19 protein-coding genes are annotated in these 19,171 nt (G+C 68.9%); 7 read left to right on the plus strand and 12 right to left on the minus strand.

Translation table 11 applies throughout. The features are described 5' to 3' along the window. Position 1: 1 nt before the first annotated feature. The 3 genes from J2X37_RS04205 to J2X37_RS04215 are packed head-to-tail and all read left to right on the plus strand — an operon-like array spanning position 2 to position 2,853. Positions 2-1,636: a nitrite/sulfite reductase gene (locus J2X37_RS04205; RefSeq protein WP_310018170.1), complete on the plus strand. Its 1,635-nt coding sequence runs from the start codon at positions 2-4 to the stop codon at positions 1,634-1,636. Beyond that, the gene (locus J2X37_RS04210; RefSeq protein ID WP_310018172.1) at positions 1,629-2,066 is read left to right on the plus strand and encodes a DUF934 domain-containing protein; all 438 of its coding nucleotides are present in this window, start codon (positions 1,629-1,631) and stop codon (positions 2,064-2,066) included. The genes J2X37_RS04205 and J2X37_RS04210 overlap by 8 nt, the downstream gene beginning before the upstream one ends. Beyond that, positions 2,059-2,853, plus strand: a complete 795-nt coding sequence (locus J2X37_RS04215) for a phosphoadenylyl-sulfate reductase (RefSeq protein WP_310018174.1) — start codon at positions 2,059-2,061, stop codon at positions 2,851-2,853. The genes J2X37_RS04210 and J2X37_RS04215 overlap by 8 nt, the downstream gene beginning before the upstream one ends. A gap of 315 nt (positions 2,854-3,168) precedes the next feature. On the opposite strand, the gene J2X37_RS04220 is transcribed toward J2X37_RS04215, so the two are convergent. From J2X37_RS04220 to J2X37_RS04245, 6 genes are all read right to left on the minus strand, one after another. Next, complete coding sequence (locus J2X37_RS04220) at positions 3,169-3,363, minus strand: hypothetical protein (protein WP_310018175.1); 195 nt, start codon at positions 3,361-3,363, stop codon at positions 3,169-3,171. Positions 3,364-3,440: 77 nt separating this feature from the next. After that, positions 3,441-3,695 (minus strand): cold-shock protein, encoded by a 255-nt coding sequence (locus J2X37_RS04225; protein ID WP_310018177.1) that lies wholly within the window; start codon positions 3,693-3,695, stop codon positions 3,441-3,443. Positions 3,696-3,959: 264 nt separating this feature from the next. Then, positions 3,960-4,868 carry an NAD-dependent epimerase/dehydratase family protein gene (locus J2X37_RS04230; RefSeq protein ID WP_310018179.1) on the minus strand — a complete coding sequence of 303 codons (909 nt, stop codon included), beginning with the start codon at positions 4,866-4,868 and terminating at the stop codon, positions 3,960-3,962. Then, positions 4,865-6,013 carry a glutamate 5-kinase gene (gene proB / locus J2X37_RS04235; RefSeq protein WP_310018181.1) on the minus strand — a complete coding sequence of 383 codons (1,149 nt, stop codon included), beginning with the start codon at positions 6,011-6,013 and terminating at the stop codon, positions 4,865-4,867. The genes J2X37_RS04230 and proB overlap by 4 nt, the downstream gene beginning before the upstream one ends. A 43-nt stretch (positions 6,014-6,056) precedes the next feature. Further along, positions 6,057-7,151: a GTPase ObgE gene (obgE, locus tag J2X37_RS04240; protein WP_310018183.1), complete on the minus strand. Its 1,095-nt coding sequence runs from the start codon at positions 7,149-7,151 to the stop codon at positions 6,057-6,059. Between the two features lie 44 nt (positions 7,152-7,195). Beyond that, entirely contained in the window at positions 7,196-8,725 is a 1,530-nt protein-coding gene (locus J2X37_RS04245) for a glycerol-3-phosphate dehydrogenase (RefSeq protein WP_310018185.1), read from the minus strand. 80 nt (positions 8,726-8,805) lie between these two features. Here J2X37_RS04245 and glpK point away from each other — a divergent pair, with 80 nt between their 5' ends. Continuing rightward, positions 8,806-10,302, plus strand: coding sequence for a glycerol kinase GlpK (glpK, locus tag J2X37_RS04250; RefSeq protein ID WP_310018187.1), 1,497 nt, complete (start codon positions 8,806-8,808; stop codon positions 10,300-10,302). Between the two features lie 170 nt (positions 10,303-10,472). Next, positions 10,473-11,045 (plus strand): cytochrome c family protein, encoded by a 573-nt coding sequence (locus J2X37_RS04255; RefSeq protein ID WP_310018188.1) that lies wholly within the window; start codon positions 10,473-10,475, stop codon positions 11,043-11,045. A gap of 76 nt (positions 11,046-11,121) precedes the next feature. On the opposite strand, the gene J2X37_RS04260 is transcribed toward J2X37_RS04255, so the two are convergent. Further along, entirely contained in the window at positions 11,122-11,415 is a 294-nt protein-coding gene (locus tag J2X37_RS04260) for an EthD family reductase (protein WP_310018190.1), read from the minus strand. 39 nt (positions 11,416-11,454) lie between these two features. After that, positions 11,455-12,033, minus strand: a complete 579-nt coding sequence (locus tag J2X37_RS04265; RefSeq protein ID WP_310018192.1) for a rhodanese-like domain-containing protein — start codon at positions 12,031-12,033, stop codon at positions 11,455-11,457. Between the two features lie 91 nt (positions 12,034-12,124). On the opposite strand from J2X37_RS04265, the gene J2X37_RS04270 reads away from it, so the two are divergent. Next, positions 12,125-12,889, plus strand: coding sequence for a quinoprotein dehydrogenase-associated SoxYZ-like carrier (locus J2X37_RS04270; protein WP_310018194.1), 765 nt, complete (start codon positions 12,125-12,127; stop codon positions 12,887-12,889). Next, positions 12,886-13,854, plus strand: a complete 969-nt coding sequence (locus J2X37_RS04275) for a quinoprotein relay system zinc metallohydrolase 1 (protein WP_310018196.1) — start codon at positions 12,886-12,888, stop codon at positions 13,852-13,854. Before J2X37_RS04270 ends, J2X37_RS04275 begins: the two co-directional genes overlap by 4 nt. A gap of 4 nt (positions 13,855-13,858) precedes the next feature. Here J2X37_RS04275 and J2X37_RS04280 read toward each other — a convergent pair whose 3' ends face one another. From J2X37_RS04280 to J2X37_RS04295, 4 genes are all read right to left on the minus strand, one after another. Then, positions 13,859-14,371 carry a cytochrome b gene (locus tag J2X37_RS04280; protein WP_310019486.1) on the minus strand — a complete coding sequence of 171 codons (513 nt, stop codon included), beginning with the start codon at positions 14,369-14,371 and terminating at the stop codon, positions 13,859-13,861. Between the two features lie 23 nt (positions 14,372-14,394). Then, positions 14,395-16,437, minus strand: a complete 2,043-nt coding sequence (locus J2X37_RS04285; RefSeq protein WP_310018198.1) for a TonB-dependent receptor domain-containing protein — start codon at positions 16,435-16,437, stop codon at positions 14,395-14,397. A 103-nt stretch (positions 16,438-16,540) separates the two neighbouring features. Then, on the minus strand, positions 16,541-17,944 hold the full coding sequence (locus J2X37_RS04290) for a porin (protein ID WP_310018201.1): 1,404 nt from the start codon (positions 17,942-17,944) through the stop codon (positions 16,541-16,543). A gap of 171 nt (positions 17,945-18,115) precedes the next feature. Continuing rightward, entirely contained in the window at positions 18,116-19,102 is a 987-nt protein-coding gene (locus J2X37_RS04295) for a PQQ-dependent catabolism-associated beta-propeller protein (protein WP_310018204.1), read from the minus strand. Positions 19,103-19,171: the final 69 nt, after the last annotated feature.

Below are 19,171 nucleotides of genomic sequence, written 5' to 3' on the forward strand. Positions count from 1 at the left end.
CATGTATCGCTACGACAACTACGACCAGCAGATGGTCGACACCCGCGTCGAGGAATTCCGCGACCAGACCCGCCGCCGACTGTCGGGCGAACTGTCCGAAGAGAAGTTCCGCCCGCTGCGCCTGATGAACGGTCTCTACCTGCAGCTCCACGCCTACATGCTGCGCGTCGCGGTGCCTTATGGCACGCTGTCGGGTGCGCAGATGAAGGTGCTGGGCGACATTGCGGACAAGTACGACCGCGGCTACGGCCACTTCACCACCCGCCAGAACATCCAGTACAACTGGATCAAGCTGGAGGATGCGCCCGACATCCTCGCCGACCTGGCGAAGGTCGAGATGCACGCGATCCAGACCAGCGGCAACTGCATCCGCAACATCAGTTCGGACCATTTCGCCGGCGCCGCCGCGGACGAGCTGATCGACCCGCGGCCCTATGCCGAACTGCTGCGCCAGTGGTCGAGCTTTCACCCCGAATTCACCGCCCTGCCGCGCAAGTTCAAGATCGCGGTCATCGCGTCGGATACCGATCGCGCGGCGATGCGCCTGCACGACATCGGCATCCAGATCGTGCGCAATGATGCAAGCGAGATCGGCTGCGCCTTCTACGTCGGCGGCGGCATGGGCCGCACGCCGATGGTCGCCCCGCTGATCCGCGACTTCGTGCCGCTCGACCAGCTGATCACCTATTCGGAGGCGTGCCTGCGCGTCTACAACCGCTACGGCCGGCGCGACAACAAGTACAAGGCGCGGATCAAGATTCTCGTCCACGAGCTGGGCAAGGACGAATACGCCCGCCAGGTCGAGGAGGAGTTCGCGCATCTCCTGTCGCAGGGCATCGAGCCGCCGCAGGCCGAGCTGGAGCGGATCAAGCCCTTTTTCGCGGACCCCGCCTTCAAATCGGGCCTGTCCGAAGAGATCGACCGCAGCGATCCGGACTTCGCGCTGTGGGTCGACAACAACACCGTCGCGCACAAGGCGCCCGGCTACGTCAGCGCGGTCATTTCGCTCAAGCCCGTCGGCGGCATCCCCGGCGATGCCAGCGCCGACCAGATCCGGCTGATGGGCGATCTCGCCACCGAATACTCGTTCGACGAGTGCCGCGTGACGCACACCCAGAACATCGTCCTTCCCCACGTCGAGAAGGCGCGGCTAAAGGACCTGTTCGACGTGCTCGACGCCAACGGCCTTTCGGCGGCCAATCTCGACACGATCGAGGACATCATCGCCTGCCCCGGCCTCGACTACTGCAGCCTTGCCAACGCGCGCTCGATTCCCGTCGCGCAGAAGATCGCGCAGCGCTTCGCGAGCACCGGCAAGACCGGCGAACTGGGCGAACTGAAGCTGAAGATCAGCGGCTGCATCAACGCCTGCGGCCATCACCACGCGGGCCACATCGGCATCCTCGGCGTCGACAAGAAGGGGGTGGAGAACTACCAGCTCCTGCTCGGCGGCAGCGAGGCGGCGGACACCTCGCTCGGCAAGATCACCGGGCCGGGCTTCGACGAGGACGGCATCGTCGATGCGGTCGAAAAGGCCACCGACGTGTACCTCGCGCAGCGGACCGAGGGCGAGCGTTTCCTCGATACCTACCGCCGCATCGGCATGGATCCGTTCAAGGAGGCCATCTATGGCTGAGCTTCTCCGCTTTCGCGACGACGAACCGTCTGAAAGCCCAGCCGTCACCGTCGACAGCTTCGCCGAGCAGACCAATGCGGGCGCGGTCCGGATCGAGCCGGGCGACGACGCGCGCGAACTCCTGCCCCACCTCGCCCACATCAGCCGCGTGGAAATCAATTTCCCCGTGTTCAGTGACGGGCGCGGCTATTCGGCGGCGCGCATCCTGCGCGAAGCCGGCTTCACGGGCGAGATCCGCGCCGTCGGCGACGTTGCGGTGGACCAGCTGGCCGCGATGCGGCGCTGCGGCTTCGATGCGTTCGAGCCGGAAAAGCCGATGAACGACGCCGACGTGAAGACCGCGCTCGAACGCTGGGACAACGTCTACCAGAAGACCACCGACGGCCGCATCCCGATCTGGGACCTGCGCCACGGGAAGGCCGATGCCTGAAGCCGCCCGCCGCCTCGACCGGATCGACACCGGTGCGCGCTTCACGCCGGAGGATGCCGCCGCGCTCAACGCGCGCTATGCGCATGCCTCGGCGCTCGACGTGCTGCGCGCCGTGCTGGTCGACGAGGTCGCGGGGCGCGTGGCGCTGGTCTCCAGCTTCGGCGCGGAAAGCTCGGTCCTGCTCCATCTGGCAGCACAGGTCGACAAGGCCGTGCCGGTCCTGTTCCTGGAAACCGGCAAGCATTTCCCCGAAACCCTGGCCTATCGCGACCGGCTGATCGAGACGCTGGGGCTGACCAACGTCATCAACCTGACGCCCGATGCCGCCGACCTCGCCGCCAAGGACGAGAGCGGGTTGCGCTGGTCGTACGATCCCGACGGCTGCTGCGAGATCCGCAAGGTCATTCCGCTGGCGAGGGCAATGGCGCACTACGATGCGTCGATCACCGGCCGCAAGGCGTTCCAGTCGGCGACCCGCGCCGACTTGCCGATCTTCGAGATCGACACCGCCGACACCGCCGGTCGGCTGAAGGTCAACCCGCTGATCGGATGGAGCCGCGAGGACCTCCTCGCCTACATGGACGAGCAGGACCTGCCCCGCCATCCGCTGGTGGCGCAAGGCTATCCCTCGATCGGCTGCATGCCCTGCACCAGCACCGTCGCGCCGGGCGAAGACCCCCGCTCGGGCCGCTGGCGCGGGTGGGACAAGACCGAATGCGGCATCCACCAAGTGCCCGGCCTCACCCCTGACGGCGACCTGCGGCCGGACTTCGATCCGGTGTTCTGAGGCTGGCTGGAGTGGCGAGCGGGCCGTTATCGGCCATGGGGTTGTCCGCTGTCAGCGTGCATTCGCACAAAAGCCATCGCTGACTGCCGCAGCTGAACCTATCGGGTTTGTCTGCCCGTCTGGCGAGCGTGCTCCGCCAACGCGTCTTCCAGCTTGGAATAGGAGTAATATCCGACGCGATATCGGACGGAGGTGACGGCAACGACTCCGTCGGGCAACGGCGAGGGATCTGGCGCGTTCAACGCACCACCCTCGTTCTCCCATCTGCCCGTTTGCGGCTGGTCGGGAGCTGCTGCGGTTGGCAGGGCGCTCATGTCAATCGTCCTCCTTATCTGAGTTTCGCTCGTCTTGAGGCCAACCGAGACCCGAGAGGCCATTCGCCGTCCGCCAGGTGGCCATTCGCTCTGCACGCCGTCCTATCAGGTCCGCGGCCTCCTTGCGCTCTTCGGCCGTTCCCGAACGGTCGACCTTCATGGCCGCAAGCTGGTGATCGAAGAGAAATCGGTTCATTGGCATGGCAACAATCCTTGGAAGGTGGATCGAGCGTGAGCCGGGGAGTGGTCAGCGCCCCGGCCCCGCGGTCGTGATCAGCCGTGCTGGGTGCGCGCCTGATCTTCGCGCGTTTCGCCAGCGCTCTGCTGATGCTGCAGGTTCACGGCACGCTTCCTGCCACCGTCGACCTCGCTGGTCGCGTAGCTGAACCGCTGATCGACCTTGGGAACCTGACCCTGCTGCTGCAGGTCGGCCTTCTTGAAGCGGAGTGCCTCGCCGCCTTCTTCCGGAGAGATCGAGCCCGTGCCGGAGCTGCTGTCGTAGCTCTTGATCTTGCCAAAATGAGTCATGTTTCATTCCTTCGGTTTGCGTGCAGGGCGCCAGAATTGACCCCGCTGCGACTATGAGGCGAAACTGAAGGAAAGGGCTTCCCGGTGCGGGGAGCGGTGACCGTCGATTGCGACTGGTAGCTACACCTTAAATGGTGTCTGCGGGCAACCATTACAACCGTGGCACGGTGCTATGTTCTCGCGCGTTGCCACGCCCGTTGACGGCTCGGCGTGCAAAAGAGCAGCGGGGACGCGATGGACCGCAAACCGTCATCCGGCCTCGCCCTAAAGCCATCCCTCGCACCGATACCACGCGCCCGTCGCCCTCAACCCCTCGCGCGTATCGATCCGTGCCTGCCAGAACTCCGGCGCGGGCTGCATGCCGGGCGTCGCGACCCAATCGGGATGCACCATGTAGCTGGCCCGATCCGGCGTCAGCTTGGCCTTCGGCCCGCGCAGCAGCCGGTCGATCTTTGCCGCACCCTTGACCAGCGCGGCGGGCATCGACAGCGGCAAGACCTTGCGCCCGACCGCATCGCCGATGGCACGGGCCATGTCCTCGTGCCGCCAGCCGCCTTCGCGCCCGTCGTCCACTTCGTAGACCTGCCCCGCATGCGCGCCGCCGTCAGTGGCGAGCGCCAGCAGCAGTTCGGCCAGGTCCGCGACGTGGATCAGAGAGGCGCGGCCTTCGGGCGGCAGCGGGACCACGCCCCACTTCGCCGCCTTGAACAGCTCGAACATCTCGGTATCGCGCGGGCCGTAGATCGCGGGCGGACGCACGATGGTGGTGGGGATCGGCGACTGCTCCGCCGCGACCTCGCCGCCGAATTTCGACTGGCCGTAATCGGACAGCATCGGCTCGCGCGCGGAGAGCGAGGAGACGTGGACCAATCGCGTCACCTCCGCGCCGGCCGCCGCCGCCAGCACGTTCCTGGTGCCCGTCACGTTGCCCGCCACGAACCCGGCCTTGTCGGGCGCGTTGACCACGCCCGCGACGTGGACCAGCGCTTCTGCCCCCGTCGCCAGCTCGCCCAGCGCCGCGGTATCGGCTAGGTCGCCGCGCACCCAGGTCACGCCGTCCCGCTCCGGTTGTGCGCGGCGCGTCAGGGCGCGGACCGCGTGGCCCCGTTCCAGCGCAAGGTCGAGCAGGGTCGAGCCGACGAAGCCCGTCGCGCCGGTGAGCGCAATGTTCACAAGAGGACCATCTGGTCGCGGTGGATCACCGCGTTGCGCGGGGCATAGCCCAGCACGTCGGCCTGTTCGTCGGTGTGCCGCCCCATGATCGCCGCGCATTCGGCGCCGTCGTATTCGGCCAGCCCCTTCGCCAGCGCCATTCCACCGGCATCGCGCACCTCGACCACGTCGCCGCGCGCGAAATCGCCGGAAACGCCGGTCACGCCCTTGGCCAGGAGGCTTCGTCCCGATCGCAGCGCGCCCGCCGCCCCGTCGTCGACGGTCAGCACGCCCTTGATTTTCATCCGTCCGCCCAGCCACGCCTTGCGCGCAGGATCGCGGCGGCGGGGCAGGAACAGGGTGCCGATGCCCTCCCCTCCACTAAGCCCCAACGCCCTCCCGATGGGCGCATCGTGGGTGCCGTTGATGATGGCGAGCGCGATGCCGGCCCGTTCGGCGATCTCGGCGGCCTGCAGCTTGCTGGTCATCCCGCCGGAGCCGAGACCGGATGCCGAACCGCCGTCGGCCATCGCGTGGATATCGGCGCTGACACCGCGCACCAGCGGGATCATCGTCGCGCCGGGGTCCCTGGGATTGCGATCGTAGAGCCCGTCGATGTCGGACAGCAGCAGCACCGCGTCCGCCCTCCCCGCCTGCGCCACGCGGGCAGCCAGCCGGTCGTTGTCGCCGAAGCGGATTTCCTGCGTCGCGACCGAATCGTTCTCGTTCACCACCGGCACCGCACCAGCCTCCAGCAGGCGATTGAGCGTCGCCGAGGCGTTGAGATAGCGCCGCCGGTCCTCGAGGTCATCGAGCGTCAGCAGCAGTTGCGCCGCGGTCAGCCCGTGTTCGCCGAGCAGTTCGGCCCAAAGCCCGCCCAGCCCGATCTGACCCACGGCGGCGGCGGCCTGCGCGTCGGCCAGCGACCCGCGCCCGCCTTTCGCCAGCCCCAGCCGCGCCGCGCCCAGCGCAATCGCGCCCGAGGACACGACGATGACCTGCTGCCCACGAGCCTGCGCCGCGGCGATCTCGCCCGCCAGCCCCGCCAGCCATTGCCGGCGCGGCTCTCCGCCCTGTACCAGCAGCGCCGAGCCGACCTTGACGACCAGCCGCGCACAGGTCTGCGCGCGCGCGAGGTCGGTGAGCGTGGCGATCGTTCCGGTCATGGGCAGAGCGCCTAGACCAATCGCGCGCCGCAGAAAAGCGGGCTTAGAGCGGCGACCAGGCGTCCGCTTCGGGTGGGCTGTCCTCGTCCCCGTCCGCATCGGGCCCTTCGCGTTCGGCGCCCTTGGTCTCGGTCCGCGTCCGTTCGGGCAGGTATTGCAGCACCTCGTCCATCAGCGCGTCGATGCCGGCGCCGGTCGCGCCCGATATCGCGAAGACCTTTTCCGCCCCGGCCTCGCGCAGTTCGGCGGCGAATTCGGCGGCAAGGTCCGCGTCCGCCAAGTCCACCTTGTTGAGCGCGATCAGGCGCGGCTTGTCCTCCAGCCCCTCGCCGTACGCGGCGAGCTCCTCCTCGACGATCTGCAGCGCCTCGGCGGGGTCCTGCTCGCCGGTGCCCGAAATGTCGATCAGGTGGATGAGCACGCGGCACCGCTCGATATGGCCGAGGAACCGGTCGCCGATCCCCGCGCCGTCGGCGGCGCCCGCGATCAGGCCCGGAATGTCGGCCAGCACGAATTCGCGGTTCTTGTGGCGCACGACGCCCAGCTTGGGCACCAGCGTGGTGAAGGCGTAGTCGCCCACCTTGGCCCGCGCGTTGCTGACCGCGTTGATGAAGGTCGACTTGCCCGCGTTGGGCAGCCCGACAAGGCCGACGTCGGCCAGAAGCTTCAGGCGCAGCCAGACCCACATCTCCTCGCCCGGGATGCCCGGCTGGTGCTGACGCGGGGCGCGGTTGGTGCTGGTCTTGTAGCTGGCGTTGCCGCGCCCGCCCATGCCGCCTTCGAGCAGGACGACGCGCTGGCCGACCTCGGTAAAGTCCGCCAGCACCGTCTCGCGGTCCTCGTCGGACACGATCTGTGTGCCGACCGGGACCTCGATGACGAGCGGCTTGGCCGATGCGCCGGTGCGGTCCTTGCCCATGCCATGGCCGCCGCGGCTCGCCTTGAAGTGCTGGGTGTAGCGGAAGTCGATCAGGGTGTTGAGGCCCTCGACCGCCACGAAGACGATGTCGCCGCCGCGCCCGCCGTCGCCGCCGTCGGGCCCACCGTATTCGACGTACTTCTCCCGCCGGAACGAGACGGCGCCGGGGCCGCCGCCGCCCGACTTCACATAGATCTTGGCCTGGTCGAGGAAATGCATGGGCGCCATGTAGGCGCGCCGGGCCGGAATGGCCAGCCCCGCGGCTACGGCGCGGTTAGCCGGGGCGCCATGGCCAGCGCGCAATAGTCGTCGAGCGCACGCTCGGCCGAGGGCGGCAGGTGCAGGCCGAGCTTGGAGCGCCGCCAGAGGATGTCCTCGCCGCAGGTCGCCCATTCGTGCGCGATCAGGTAGTCGACCTCGGCCTGGTGCAGCCCCCCGCCGAAATCCGCGCCGAGATCGTCCGGCGCGTGCGCATCGCCCAGAATGGTCTCCGCGCGCGTGCCGTAGGCCCGTGCCATCCGCCGCAGCATGGCGTGGGGAAAGCCGGGATAGCGCCGCGCGAGGCCGATCAGGAAATCCTCGAACGAGGCGAAGGCCCCGCCGGGCAGGACCGCCCCGGCCGTCCACGCGCCGCCCCCGGCGCCGATGGCATCGACCAGCCGGTCCATCGCCTGCTCGGCCAGGCGGCGATACGTGGTGATCTTGCCGCCGAAGACGTTGAGCAGCGGCGCCTCGTCCCTATCCCCCAGGTCGAGATCGAGCACGTAGTCGCGCGTCACGGCAGAAGCATTGGCCTTCTCGTCATCGAACAGCGGCCTGATCCCCGAATAGGTCCAGACGATATCGCCGCGCGTCACCTGCCTGGCGAAGACGGCGTTCGCGGCGGCGAGCAGGTAGTCGATCTCCGCATCTGAAATCGCGACCTTGCCGGTCGGCAGTTCGCCAACAGGCACGTCGGTGGTGCCGATCAGGGTATGGGCCCCTTCGTAGGGGATGGCGAAGATCACCCGCTTGTCGGGATTCTGCAGGAGAAAGGCATGGTCGCCCGGATAGAGCCGCGGCACGACGATGTGGCTGCCCTTGACCAGCCGCACCGCGCCCTTGGTCCGCGCCCCCGCGATCGCGCCCGCCACTTCGCCGACCCACGGCCCTGCGGTATTGACGATGGCCTTCGCGGTCAGCGTCTGCGACCCGCCGCCGTCGCCGCCGATCGTGGCCAGCCAGGCCCCGCCCTCGCGCCGGGCCCTTGCGAACCGGGCGTGGGTGCGGATCGCCGCGCCGCGCGCCGCCGCGTCCATGGCGTTCAGCACCACCAGCCGGGCATCGTCGACCCAGCAATCGGAATAGACGAAGGCCTTGCCGCCGCGCCGTGCCAGCCCCTCGCCCTTGGGCGCGTCGGCCAGCCGCACGGTCTGCGTTGCCGGCAGCCGCTCGCGCCCGCCGATGTGGTCGTAGAGAAACAGCCCGGCCCGCACCATCCAGCCGGGCCGCGTCGGCATGGGCGGCACGACGAAGCGCATCGGGCGGATGATGTGCGGCGCCATGCCCCACAGCCGCTCCCGCTCCTGCAGCGATTCGCGCACCAGCCGAAACTCGCCGTATTGGAGGTAACGCAGCCCGCCGTGGATCAGCTTGGTCGAGGCCGAGGAGGTATGGGCGGCAAGGTCGTCCTTCTCCACCAGCGCGACCGAAAGACCCCGCCCGGCCGCATCGCGCGCCACGCCGACCCCGTTGATGCCGCCCCCTACGACCAGCAGGTCGACCGTGTCGGGAAGCGGATCGTGAAGCGGCATCGCATCAGCCTACGCGCAGCCGCGCACCGATGCCAAGGCGGCACTTGACCGCTCGACCGGCGCGGGCAAGTTTCGCGGCCATGACCAGCGGCCCGCGCATCCTCGCCATCGACCAGGGAACCACCTCGACCCGCTCGATCCTCTTCGATGCCCGCCTGGAAAAGCTCGCCACCGCGCAGCAGGACATCGTCCAGCACTATCCGCAACCCGGCTGGGTCGAACACGATGCGGAGGAGATCTGGGCCCGCACCCTCGCCACCGCCCGCGCCGTGCTGGCCGAAACCGGAACGCCCGCCGCCCGCATCGCCGCCATCGGCATTACCAACCAACGCGAAACGACGGTGATCTGGGACCGGGCTAGCGGCAGGCCGATCCATCACGCCGTGGTCTGGCAGGACCGGCGCACCGCCGATGCGTGCGAGGCGCTGCGGGCGGCGGGACACGAGGCCGGGGTGCGCGCCGCGACCGGATTGTTGCTCGATCCCTATTTCTCCGCCACCAAGATCGCCTGGCTGCTCGACCATGTGCCGGGCGCGCGCGAACGGGCCGAACGGGGGGAACTCGCCTTCGGCACGATCGACTGCTTCCTCCTCTGGCGCCTGACCGGCGGGCGGGTCCACGCGACCGACGCGACCAACGCCAGCCGGACGCTGCTCTACGACCTGGCCGCCGGGACCTGGAGCGAGACGCTGTGCGACCTCTTCCGCGTGCCGATGGCGCTGCTGCCGCGCATCGCCGACAACGCCGCGATCTTCGGCGAGAGCGAGCGGGACCTGCTCGGCGCCGCGATCCCGATCGCGGGCATGGCCGGGGACCAGCAGGCGGCGCTCTTCGGACAGGCGTGCTTCGCGCCCGGCATGGTCAAGTCGACCTACGGCACCGGCTGCTTCGCGGTGATGAACACCGGCCCGCAGCCGCTCGCCTCGCGCAACCGGCTGCTGACCACGGTGGGCTATCGGCTGGGCGGAGAGACGACCTATGCGCTCGAGGGGTCGATCTTCGTCGCCGGTGCGGCCGTCAAGTGGCTGCGCGACAGCCTCGGCCTCGTCGCCAGCGCGGAAGAAACGGCACGGCTCGCCGCCTCCATTCCCGACAACGGCGGGGTGGTGATGGTCCCCGCCTTTACCGGCATGGGCGCACCGCACTGGGACCCGCACGCCCGCGCCGCGATCCTGGGCATGACGCTGGGCACCGGCCGCGCGCAACTGGCCCGCGCGACACTGGAATCGGTGGCGTACCAGACGATGGACCTGCTGGCCGCGATGGCGGCGGACGGATCGCCGGCGCCCGATGCCCTGCGCGTCGATGGCGGCATGGCGGCGAACGACTGGTTCTGCGGCTTTCTCGCCGACATGCTGGGCGCGCGGGTGGAGCGGCCGGCGGATCTCGAGACGACCGCGCGCGGGGCGGCGGCGCTGGCCGGGCTTGGCGCGGGGCTGTTCGCCGATCCGGGCGCGATTGAGGAACTGGTGGCGATGGACCGGCGCTTCGATCCGCGCATGGCCGAACCGGCCCGCGCCGATCTCGCCCGCGCATGGCAGGCCGCGCTCGACAGGATCGTCGCGGCCCCGACGTGACCGACTTGGCCGACTTGGCCAGGCGTGGTGCGAAGGCCTTGTCGCTCTTGGCTTTTTGACGAGTGGGACCGGCGCGATCGGGGCTTTAGGGCGATCGACCAAAGTGCAATGGCCCGTCGCGCCGATTCGTTGCAGACCATGCCGCAAAGCCGTCGATCGAGAGGAACGTCATGAAATTCGCGTCCATCACCCTGACCTCCGCCCTTGCCCTCGCTCTCGCGGCCTGTTCCGGCAGCGAGGACCCGGCAGCGGCCCCTTCGGAAACCGAGGCCGCGGCGACCGATGCCGCAACCGGACCAGCTACCGACGCGGCGAGCGAGGCCGCCACGGACGCCGCCACCGATGCGCCCACCGAAGCCGCGAGCGCGACGCCGACGCCGACCGCCGCTGCCTCGGCACCCGCCAAGACGGCGGACGCGAAGCCCGCCGCCGTGGCCGTCGCCGCGGCAGAGCCGCCGTCGTCCTACGCCCGCTGCCAGGCCTGCCACACCTACGAAAAGGGCGGTGAGAACGGGCTCGGCCCCAACCTGTTCAATGTCTTCGGCAAGCCCGCGGGCATCAAGGCCGGTTTCAACTATTCGGATGCGCTGAAGCAGTCGGGCCTGACCTGGAACGAGGCGAACCTCGACAAGTGGCTGGAAAACCCGCGCGCGCTGGTGCCGGGCAACCGCATGAGCTTTCCGGGGCTGAAGGACGCGGCCAAGCGCAAGGAACTCATCGACTGGATGAAGACCAACAGCTGATCGGGAAACGGCAGAACTGCCAGGAACAGGAGCCGGTCGCGGCGAGCGGCCGGATTCCTTGCGCCGGGGCTGCTAATCAGGCCGTGCGATAGACCAGCGGCTGGATGTCGGTGAACCGCGCGACATCGGCCAGCACGCCCGGCGTTGCCGCGCAGCCCAGCGAGGCATCGATGGCAGCCTGATCCGGAAAGTCTATCGCGATCATGCAGGCAAAGGGCTGCGCGTCGTCGATCGGCCACATCACCTCGGCACCGGTCATCCCCATCCCGCCCCACGCGGCATCGACCACGCCCATATGCGTGTCGAGGTAATACTCCCGGTCAAAATGGCAGCCTTCGTGGCGGGGATAGGTGACGATCAGTCGGGGCATGGCGGCATCCTCTTGCTGGTTGTGTATCGCGTGCGGAAACTAACGGGCCGGAACGCGGACGGGAACGGCGGTCACGAGCGGCCGGTCGCGGCGCCAGCCGTCGATCCCTTCCGCCAGCCACCAGACGTTGCCGAACCCTTGTCGCGCCAGCCGCCGGGCGGCGTTCCAGCCCATCCAGCAATCGGTGCGGCAGAACAGGACGACCGGCAGGCCCGGGCGCTGGCGGCGGGCGCGGCGCACCTCTTCCTCCAGCGCGTGCCAAAGGGCCGGATCGGGCGGCGCGCGCCCCGCCTCCGGATGCCAGACCGCGCCAGGGATCGTCTGGTGCTCCTCGCCCAGCCGCCAGCGCCCGGTCTTCGCATCCCGCACGCCGCCCATCGCGGGCAGCACGTCGATGAACAGGGCGTCGCGCCCCGGCGTCAGTCGTTCGGCGGCAGCGAGGGCAAGGCGGTCCGCAGGGACCGGGTCGCGGTCCACCGGCGCGCGGTAGCGAGCGGCGCGATAGCCCTCGGCATCGAAGTCGTCCGTCGTCGATGTAACATCCGAGCCTGCGGCAAGCGGCACCGGCGCGGCGGCGAGCGGCAGGACGGAAAACGCCAGCAGGGATGCGCGCAGCATTCTCGTCCTCATTCCCGCCCTTTCTCACGCGCCTCGTACCAAGGTGCAATGTGGCGCGCCGCGCGGATCGGATACATGGTCCTTTGGTACCATGCGACATTTGGCCGTCCTTTTCCCGCTCCTCGCCCTTGCCGCCGTGCCGGCGGAGGCGAGACTGCCTGCCGATCCGCTCGGCTCCCCGATGTGGGATTACCACGGCGCGAGGCTGTTCGGCGATGCGCCGGTGGTGTTCGATAACCGGGTCAGGGTGATCCTGCCGGTCATCGCCGAGGACCAGCATGTCGTGCCCGTGACCGTCGATGCCCGCGGGCTGGAGGGCGTCGAGCGGATCGTCCTTTTCGCCGACCTCAATCCCATCCCCGTTGCCATCGACTATCGCCCGATTCACGCGGAGCCGTTTGTCGCGACCCGCATCAAGCTCGACCAGCGCACCCCGGTGCGCGCCGCCGTGCTCACCTACGACGGCACCTGGCACGTCGCGGGCGGCTGGATCGACGCGGCGGGTGGCGGCTGTTCGGCCCCGCCGGTCAGCCGGGTGAGGGGCGACTGGGCCGACCACTTGGGCGAAATGCGCGGCGCCAGCTTCGCCAACGGCGGATCGACCCGGCTGCGCTTCGGTTTCCGGCACCCGATGGACACCGGGCTGGTCGAGAACATCCCCGCCTACAACATCGAGGAGCTCGCCGTCACCGACGCGGGCGGCGCGAAAGTCGCAGCGATGAAGGTCTACGGCTCGGTCGCGGAAGACCCGTCTTTCACGCTCGAGCTTCCCGGCGCGCAGGGGCCAATGAACGTGGCCGCCCGCGACAGCGGCGGGCTGGAATTCGTCGGCACGCTCGCTCCGCTCAGGCCATGAGACCGCACCGCCGCGCCCTGTCTGCCGCCCTCGCCTGCGTGCTCGTCCTCCCGGCCGTCGTCGTCGCCAGTCCGGCTCTTGCCGAGACGTTCGCGGGCACCTACGCGCCCGTCGCCGAGCAGGTCGCCGACGGCATCTGGGTCGTGCGCGGCGCCGACGCTGAGATCCGCTTCGACAACGGCGGGGCCATCGCCAACTCGGTCTTCATCGCCACCGATTCCGGCACGGTCCTGGTCGATCCCGGCCCCTCGCTGGCCTACGGCAAGGCGCTGGCCACGCTGGCGCGGCAGGTGACCGGAAAGCCGGTGGTGCGGGTCTACCTCACGCACCTGCATCCCGATCACGGCCTCGGCGCGGCGGCTTTTGCGCCCGCCATCGTCCACGCGCTGCCCGCCACCCGCCACGACATCGAACGCGACGGGGCGGGGTTTTCCGACGCCTTCTACCGCATGCTGGCCGACTGGATGGTCGGGACCGGCGTGGTCGTGCCGCAGGGCGACGTCATCGAGGGCGCCGCCGAAATCGGCGGACGCAGGCTGCAGCTCTTCGCCATGGCCGGGCACAGCCACGGCGATCTCGTCATCCTAGACGAACGCACCGGCACGCTGATCGCGGGCGATCTGGTCTTCCACGACCGCGCGCCGTCGACGCCGCACGCCGATATCGCGGGCTGGCTCGCGGCGCTGGACCGGCTGGATGCCCTGCCGAAACGGATCGTCGTTCCCGGCCACGGCCCGGTCGATACCGGCGGCACCTCCATCGCGCAAACCCGCGGCTGGCTGGCCTGGCTGCGCGCATCGCTAAGGCAGGCGGTGGTCGAGGGAAAGGACATGAACGAAGCAGGCGCAATGCCGATACCCGCGCAGTTCGCCGCCATGAAGGTCGCGCGCTACGAACTGCAGCGCAGCGTGTCGCATTTCTACCCGGCACTCGAGGCGGAGGTCTTTCCCGAAATCGGTCGCTGACCGATCAGGCCATGCGCCGCAGCACCGTGTCGCGCAGCACGAAATGATGGCGCAGCGCCGCGCCGACGTGCAGCGCGATGAGCACCGCCGCGATGACCCCCATCGCCTCGTGCCCGTCGTGCATCACGGTGTAGATCGCGTCCGCCTTGGTCACGGCGAACCTGGGCACGGGGACCAGGCCGAACCAGTCGAGCGGGTACTTGCCCGCCGAAGAGAATATCCAGCCCGACAGCGGCAGGGCGATCATGAGCGCGTAGAATGCCGCATGCGTCATTTGCGCACCGGCCCGTTCCCACGCCGGCATCGCAGCGGGCAGCGGCGGCCTCGCACCGACGAATCGCCAGGCGAGGCGAAAGAGCGAAAGGGCCAGCACGGTCAGCCCGATCGACTTGTGGACCGGAATGACGCGCACGATCCCCTCCAGCGCGTCGTTGAGAAAGCCGCTCAGCAGGTTGGCAATGATCAGCACGGCCATCGCCCAGTGCAGCGCCCGCGCGACGGCGTCGTAACGCGCCAGCCTGTCGGACGATGCACGCACGCTCACAGGTCGAACCCGATGCCGATCCAGCCGGTGCGCGGCGCGCCGAGATCGATCGAGCCCGACTGGTTGCGGGTCTGCACGTCCTCGTCGGTCAGGTTTTCGCCGCGCAGCACCAGCGACAGGCCGCGCATCAGCGGCACGCGGGCATAGGCATCGAACGTCGTTGCCGCCGGCAGCACGTTGCTTTCCAGATCGTCCTCGAACTGCGCGCCGACGTGGCGCACGGTGCCGGAAACGAGCCAGCCCTTCGCCGGTTCGACCGCCAGCGTCGCGCCTGCGACCCACTTGGGGGTCTGCGCCGGGCGATTGCCGTCCAGTTCGTTGCCCGCGTATTTCGCCACCGCATCGGTATAGGCGACCGAGCCGCGCAGGCTGACGATGCCGCGCTCGATCCCCGCCGACAGTTCGACGCCGCGCGCGCGGATCGCGTCGATGTTCTGCCGCTCGCGCAGGTTGGTGGCGATGGTGACGTTGGCGATGGCGTTCTTCACCCGGTTGTCGAAGGCGGTGAGGCCCACCGTCACCCCCTCTCCCGGGGTCAGGTCGATGCCGGCCTCGTAGCCTTCCAGCTTCTCGTTTTCGAGATCGGCGTTGGCGTTGGTCACCACCGGGAAGACGGTGAAGCCGCGATAGAGTTCGTTGAGCGTCGGCAGCCGCAGGCCGGTGTAGGCCGCGGCGCGCAGTTGCACGATCTCGCCCAGGTCGTAGACGACGCCGCCGCGGAACGAACCCTGCCAGCCGGACCTGTCGGCAAAGCGGGTGTCGCCGGTCACCGTGCCCGCCGCGTTGCGGGTGACGTAGAACCCGTCGGTGATCGTATAGCGATCGGCCCGCGCGCCCGCCGTCAGGGTCAGCGCGCCAATCTTGATGTCGTCCTCCACGAAGAAGCCGAGATCGGTCGTGCGCCCGCCCGCGTTGCGCCGTTCGGTTACCGCGCCGCTGAAGGCGCTGATCGCGTCCTCGCGCAGTTCGCCGTCGGCCATGCGGAAATCCGCACCCAGCCGCAGGTTCTGGTTCGCGCCGACCGGGGGGCGGATCTCGAACTTGCCGCCAAGACCCGTCGAAGGCGTGTTGCGCTGGTCGAGCACCGGAGTGAAGCGGGTGCTCGAAATGACGATGTTAGTGAAATTGCGTGCCTGCACGTAGGCCAGCGCGTCGAAGGCCCAGTCGCCCCGGCCCACCAGCCGGATGCTCGCGTCCTGTCCCTCGCTCGACGAATTCGCGCCCTTGAACCGCAGCGTGCGATCGTCGCGGAAGACGAGGCCGTTGGCCTGCAGCTCGACGGTATCGGAGATCGGCGCCACAGCGCGGACCTGGCCCGACCACTGGTCGAAACGCGCCCGCGCGGTGGCAGGATCGCGCTGGTCGACCGGCGTGGTGTGGAAGCCTTGGCCGCGGTCCCACCGGCCCGAGGCGAGCACGAAGCCACCCCCCAGGCGCTGGCCCAGCGTGGCGCTCAGTTCGGTTTCCTCGCGATCGTTGACGAGGGCATGGCCGCTGAGCCCGCCGAGGAGGTCGTAACCGCCGCTGGTCAGCTCGATCGTGCCTGCCAGCGCGCCGGCACCGAACGGACCGCTGCCGCCGCCGCGCGTCACCCGCGCGCTGGCCAGCCGTTCGGGTGCCATCGCGGAAAAGGGAATGTAGCCGAAGAAGGGATCGGCCATCGGCACCCCGTCGAGCAGGACTTGCGCCCGGCTCGACGCGTTGCCGCCCAGCGCCCGAAGCGTCACGCCTTGGGCCGAGGGATTGGAGGAGCGGCTGTCGGACCGGCGGAACTGCTGGAAACCGGCGATGCTGCCGAGCGCATCCTCGATCCGCCCCGATCCGGTGGTGACGAGATTGCGATGGTCGAGCACCTGCACGTCGTAGGCTTCGACCGCCGGGGTCTCCGGCAGGCCTTCGCCGCGTACGACGATAAGGGTCGCGGTCGCGGCATCGTCCGCACCGGGTTCCGCTCCATCCTGCGCCACGGCGGGAACCGCGATCGCGGCGATGGATGCGGCGAGCATGGACAACAGCGGCTTGCGACCAATCACGGACATTTCCCCAGTCTTTTCATTATCGAAGAACGCATTCGAACAACCGGCGGCCACGTGAACGGGGCCGCCGGTCGCTCGATAGAGGATCGCACCGGGTGGCGATACCTCAGAAAAAGAGTATGCCGCCGACCGCGATGGCGTCGCTTTCCGCCTCGTTGCCGTTGTGCGCCTCGGCCTTCGAACGGACGTATTCGCCGATCAACGTGACCCAGCTGGTCAGCCCGTAGCGAACCTGCCCGACCCAGCTCGAATTGGTGCTGACGAGCGTGGGGTTGGCCAGCGCATCGGCGGCATTGGCGTAGTCGAGCCGGCTTTCGCCGTAGCTGCCGCCTACCGACAGCTTGCCGAACGTGGCCAGCGCCTGGAGGTAGAAGCCGTCGCTGTCGCGCGCATCGCCCGCGCCGTCGGTATCAAACAGGCCCAGCACCGTCGTGCCGAGACCGCTGGCGGTGTAGTAGTAGCCGACCGCGGTGATCGGCCCGGCGGTGATCTTGGCGCCCATGTCGACGCCCTTGCCGGTGTACGATCCGCTGACCGTCGATTCGTGCTTTTGCGTGATACCGCCCGCCCACAGGTGGGTGGACACCGCGCCGAAGCTGCCGTCGTAGGTCAGCTTGCCCTGGAACCCGGGAGAGCCGTTGGTCTGGTCGGTCCCGTCGGTCAGCGACTTCAGCGGCTGGAACACGCCGACGCTGGCCTGGAAGCCGCCCATGCTGGGCGTGGTATAAGTGATCTGCGGCTGGAAATCGGTGTAGATGTAGCCCGAACCGATCCGGCCCAGCGTGGTGTTGGCCGGGGCGACGTTGCCGCCGGTCGGCCCGCTCGACAGCAGGGTGATGTCGTTGAGGATCGCGTCGGACCCGAACAGGCCGATGTCGCGCCCGATCTTGAAGGTGCCGAGACCCTTGCGACCGAAGGTCATGAAGGTCTGGCGAAAATCGATGCCCGCGGTGGCGAGCGCGGTCGGCTGCCCGCCGTTGTTGGCGCCGAGCGCGCCCCAGCGGGCCGAGTTGATCCCCGGATACATGCCGAACGTCGCGCCGATGTCCCAGCCTTCCTGCTGCGTGCTGACGTTCACCACCAGGAACCCGGGCAGCAGGCCGTTGCGGATCGCGCTGGAATCCGATCCGACCGAGGCGATGCCGCCGGTCACCGCCGTCGTCGCCGAGGGCGTGTCGGGATTGTCGTGAACGTAATAGCCGTTGACCGAGCCCGAGAACCGGATCGTCGCCGGCCCGACCTGAAGCCCGATGCCGGTATCGGTCATGCGGACCATCTTGTCGGGATCGAAACTGGCGGGAGCCGGTGCGGGTGCGACAGCGGCGGGCGCCGCGGCGGCAGTTTCGGCCTGTTCCTGCGCCAGCAGCGCGGCATATTCGTCGTCGGTCAGAATGCCCTTTTCGTGCAGACGCTTCAGCAGGGCTTCGCTCGATCCCGCGTAGGCCGGAGCCGACGACAGGGCAATCGCAATGGCCGCGGCAGCGCCGCGCAGCATGATCCTGGAGATCATTTTCTCCCCCTTCCTTTCTTCTGTCGGATCGCCTTGGGCGACCCCGGATGAAAGGATGCGGCGGCGGCGCGCGGCACGATATTGGACTTTGGTTCTCGTACTTTAGGCCAATCCGGTTTGGCTGACCCCGGCGACAAGCCCCGCAACAAGCCCGGTGACGGGCGCCGACGATCAGGGCGCGATGACCACGCCCCACGGCCCCTTGCCGACGGCGATCCTGCCGGTCACCTGCCCGCTCGCGATGTCGACAACCGCGACATCGTCGCCGGTACCGTTGGCGACCAGCGCGGTGTGATCGTCGGGCGTGATCGCCAAGTGCCACGGCCTGCCGCCTGTCTCGACATATCCGGTCACCTTGCGGCTGGCGACATCGACCACCGCGACCCGATCCGCCCGGCCCAGCGCGACGATCGCGGTGCGCCCGTCGGACGTGAAGCGGATCCCGCAAGGCAGCACCTTGTAGGCAGCGACGCCGGGCGGCGCGAAGGACAGCGTCTCGACGATCCTGCGGCTGGCGACATCGACGACGTGAACCGTCCCGGCAACTTCGGCGGCGATCCAGACCTGCGCCCCGTCGGGCGTGAACTCGACATGGCGGGGCCGGAAGTCGGTCTCCATCTCCTCGACCACCTTGCGCGTCGCGACGTCGATCCAGCTGACCGTGTTGTCTTCCTCGCCAGTGACCAGCAGCCACTTGCCGTCGGGGCTCTGCGCGATGCCCTCCGGCTCCTCGCCCACCGCCACCTGCCAGCCGACGTGCCGCGTCCCGAGATCGACCGCGGTCATGGCGGCATCGTCCTCGTTGGCGATGAACAGGGTCGTTCTGTCCATGCTGACGAAGAACTGTTCGGGATCGTTGCCCGACGGCAGTGTGGCGACCAGCTCGCCGGTCTTTGCATCGCGCATCTCGACCGCGTTGTCGGCGCTGGCGCAGACGAGGAGGTAGCGGCCGTCGCGGGTCAGGGTGATGCCGCGCGGCCGCTTGCCGACGGGCCATGTCGCGATCGCCTTGCCTGTCGCGACGTCGATGACGGTCACCTCGTTCGACCGTTCGTTGCTGACATAGGCGGTGGCCGCCCGCCCCTCGCCCACCGGGGCAATGGCGAGGGCAAAGGCGAAGCCGGCGGCGATGCCGGGACAGATCCGACGTGATTTCATGCACATGTCCTACAGCCTGCCGAGGCACCGGCGACATTGTACCAAGGTTCAATGGGTCGGCGCGCCGGG

It is taken from the genome of Croceicoccus sp. BE223 (assembly GCF_031457155.1).
GTDB lineage: Bacteria > Pseudomonadota > Alphaproteobacteria > Sphingomonadales > Sphingomonadaceae > Croceicoccus.

Bases quoted from the DNA above. Each gene is read 5' to 3' on its own strand.
- J2X37_RS04205 (WP_310018170.1), top strand. From the start codon at position 2: ATGTATCGCTACGACAACTACGACCAGCAGATGGTCGACACCCGCGTC.
- J2X37_RS04210 (WP_310018172.1), top strand. From the start codon at position 1,629: ATGGCTGAGCTTCTCCGCTTTCGCGACGACGAACCGTCTGAAAGCCCA.
- J2X37_RS04215 (WP_310018174.1), top strand. From the start codon at position 2,059: ATGCCTGAAGCCGCCCGCCGCCTCGACCGGATCGACACCGGTGCGCGC.
- J2X37_RS04220 (WP_310018175.1), bottom strand. From the start codon at position 3,363: ATGAACCGATTTCTCTTCGATCACCAGCTTGCGGCCATGAAGGTCGAC.
- J2X37_RS04225 (WP_310018177.1), bottom strand. From the start codon at position 3,695: ATGACTCATTTTGGCAAGATCAAGAGCTACGACAGCAGCTCCGGCACG.
- proB (WP_310018181.1), bottom strand. From the start codon at position 6,013: ATGACCGGAACGATCGCCACGCTCACCGACCTCGCGCGCGCGCAGACC.
- obgE (WP_310018183.1), bottom strand. From the start codon at position 7,151: ATGCATTTCCTCGACCAGGCCAAGATCTATGTGAAGTCGGGCGGCGGC.
- J2X37_RS04245 (WP_310018185.1), bottom strand. From the start codon at position 8,725: ATGCCGCTTCACGATCCGCTTCCCGACACGGTCGACCTGCTGGTCGTA.
- glpK (WP_310018187.1), top strand. From the start codon at position 8,806: ATGACCAGCGGCCCGCGCATCCTCGCCATCGACCAGGGAACCACCTCG.
- J2X37_RS04255 (WP_310018188.1), top strand. From the start codon at position 10,473: ATGAAATTCGCGTCCATCACCCTGACCTCCGCCCTTGCCCTCGCTCTC.
- J2X37_RS04260 (WP_310018190.1), bottom strand. From the start codon at position 11,415: ATGCCCCGACTGATCGTCACCTATCCCCGCCACGAAGGCTGCCATTTT.
- J2X37_RS04265 (WP_310018192.1), bottom strand. From the start codon at position 12,033: ATGCTGCGCGCATCCCTGCTGGCGTTTTCCGTCCTGCCGCTCGCCGCC.
- J2X37_RS04270 (WP_310018194.1), top strand. From the start codon at position 12,125: ATGCGACATTTGGCCGTCCTTTTCCCGCTCCTCGCCCTTGCCGCCGTG.
- J2X37_RS04275 (WP_310018196.1), top strand. From the start codon at position 12,886: ATGAGACCGCACCGCCGCGCCCTGTCTGCCGCCCTCGCCTGCGTGCTC.
- J2X37_RS04285 (WP_310018198.1), bottom strand. From the start codon at position 16,437: ATGTCCGTGATTGGTCGCAAGCCGCTGTTGTCCATGCTCGCCGCATCC.
- J2X37_RS04290 (WP_310018201.1), bottom strand. From the start codon at position 17,944: ATGATCTCCAGGATCATGCTGCGCGGCGCTGCCGCGGCCATTGCGATT.
- J2X37_RS04295 (WP_310018204.1), bottom strand. From the start codon at position 19,102: ATGAAATCACGTCGGATCTGTCCCGGCATCGCCGCCGGCTTCGCCTTT.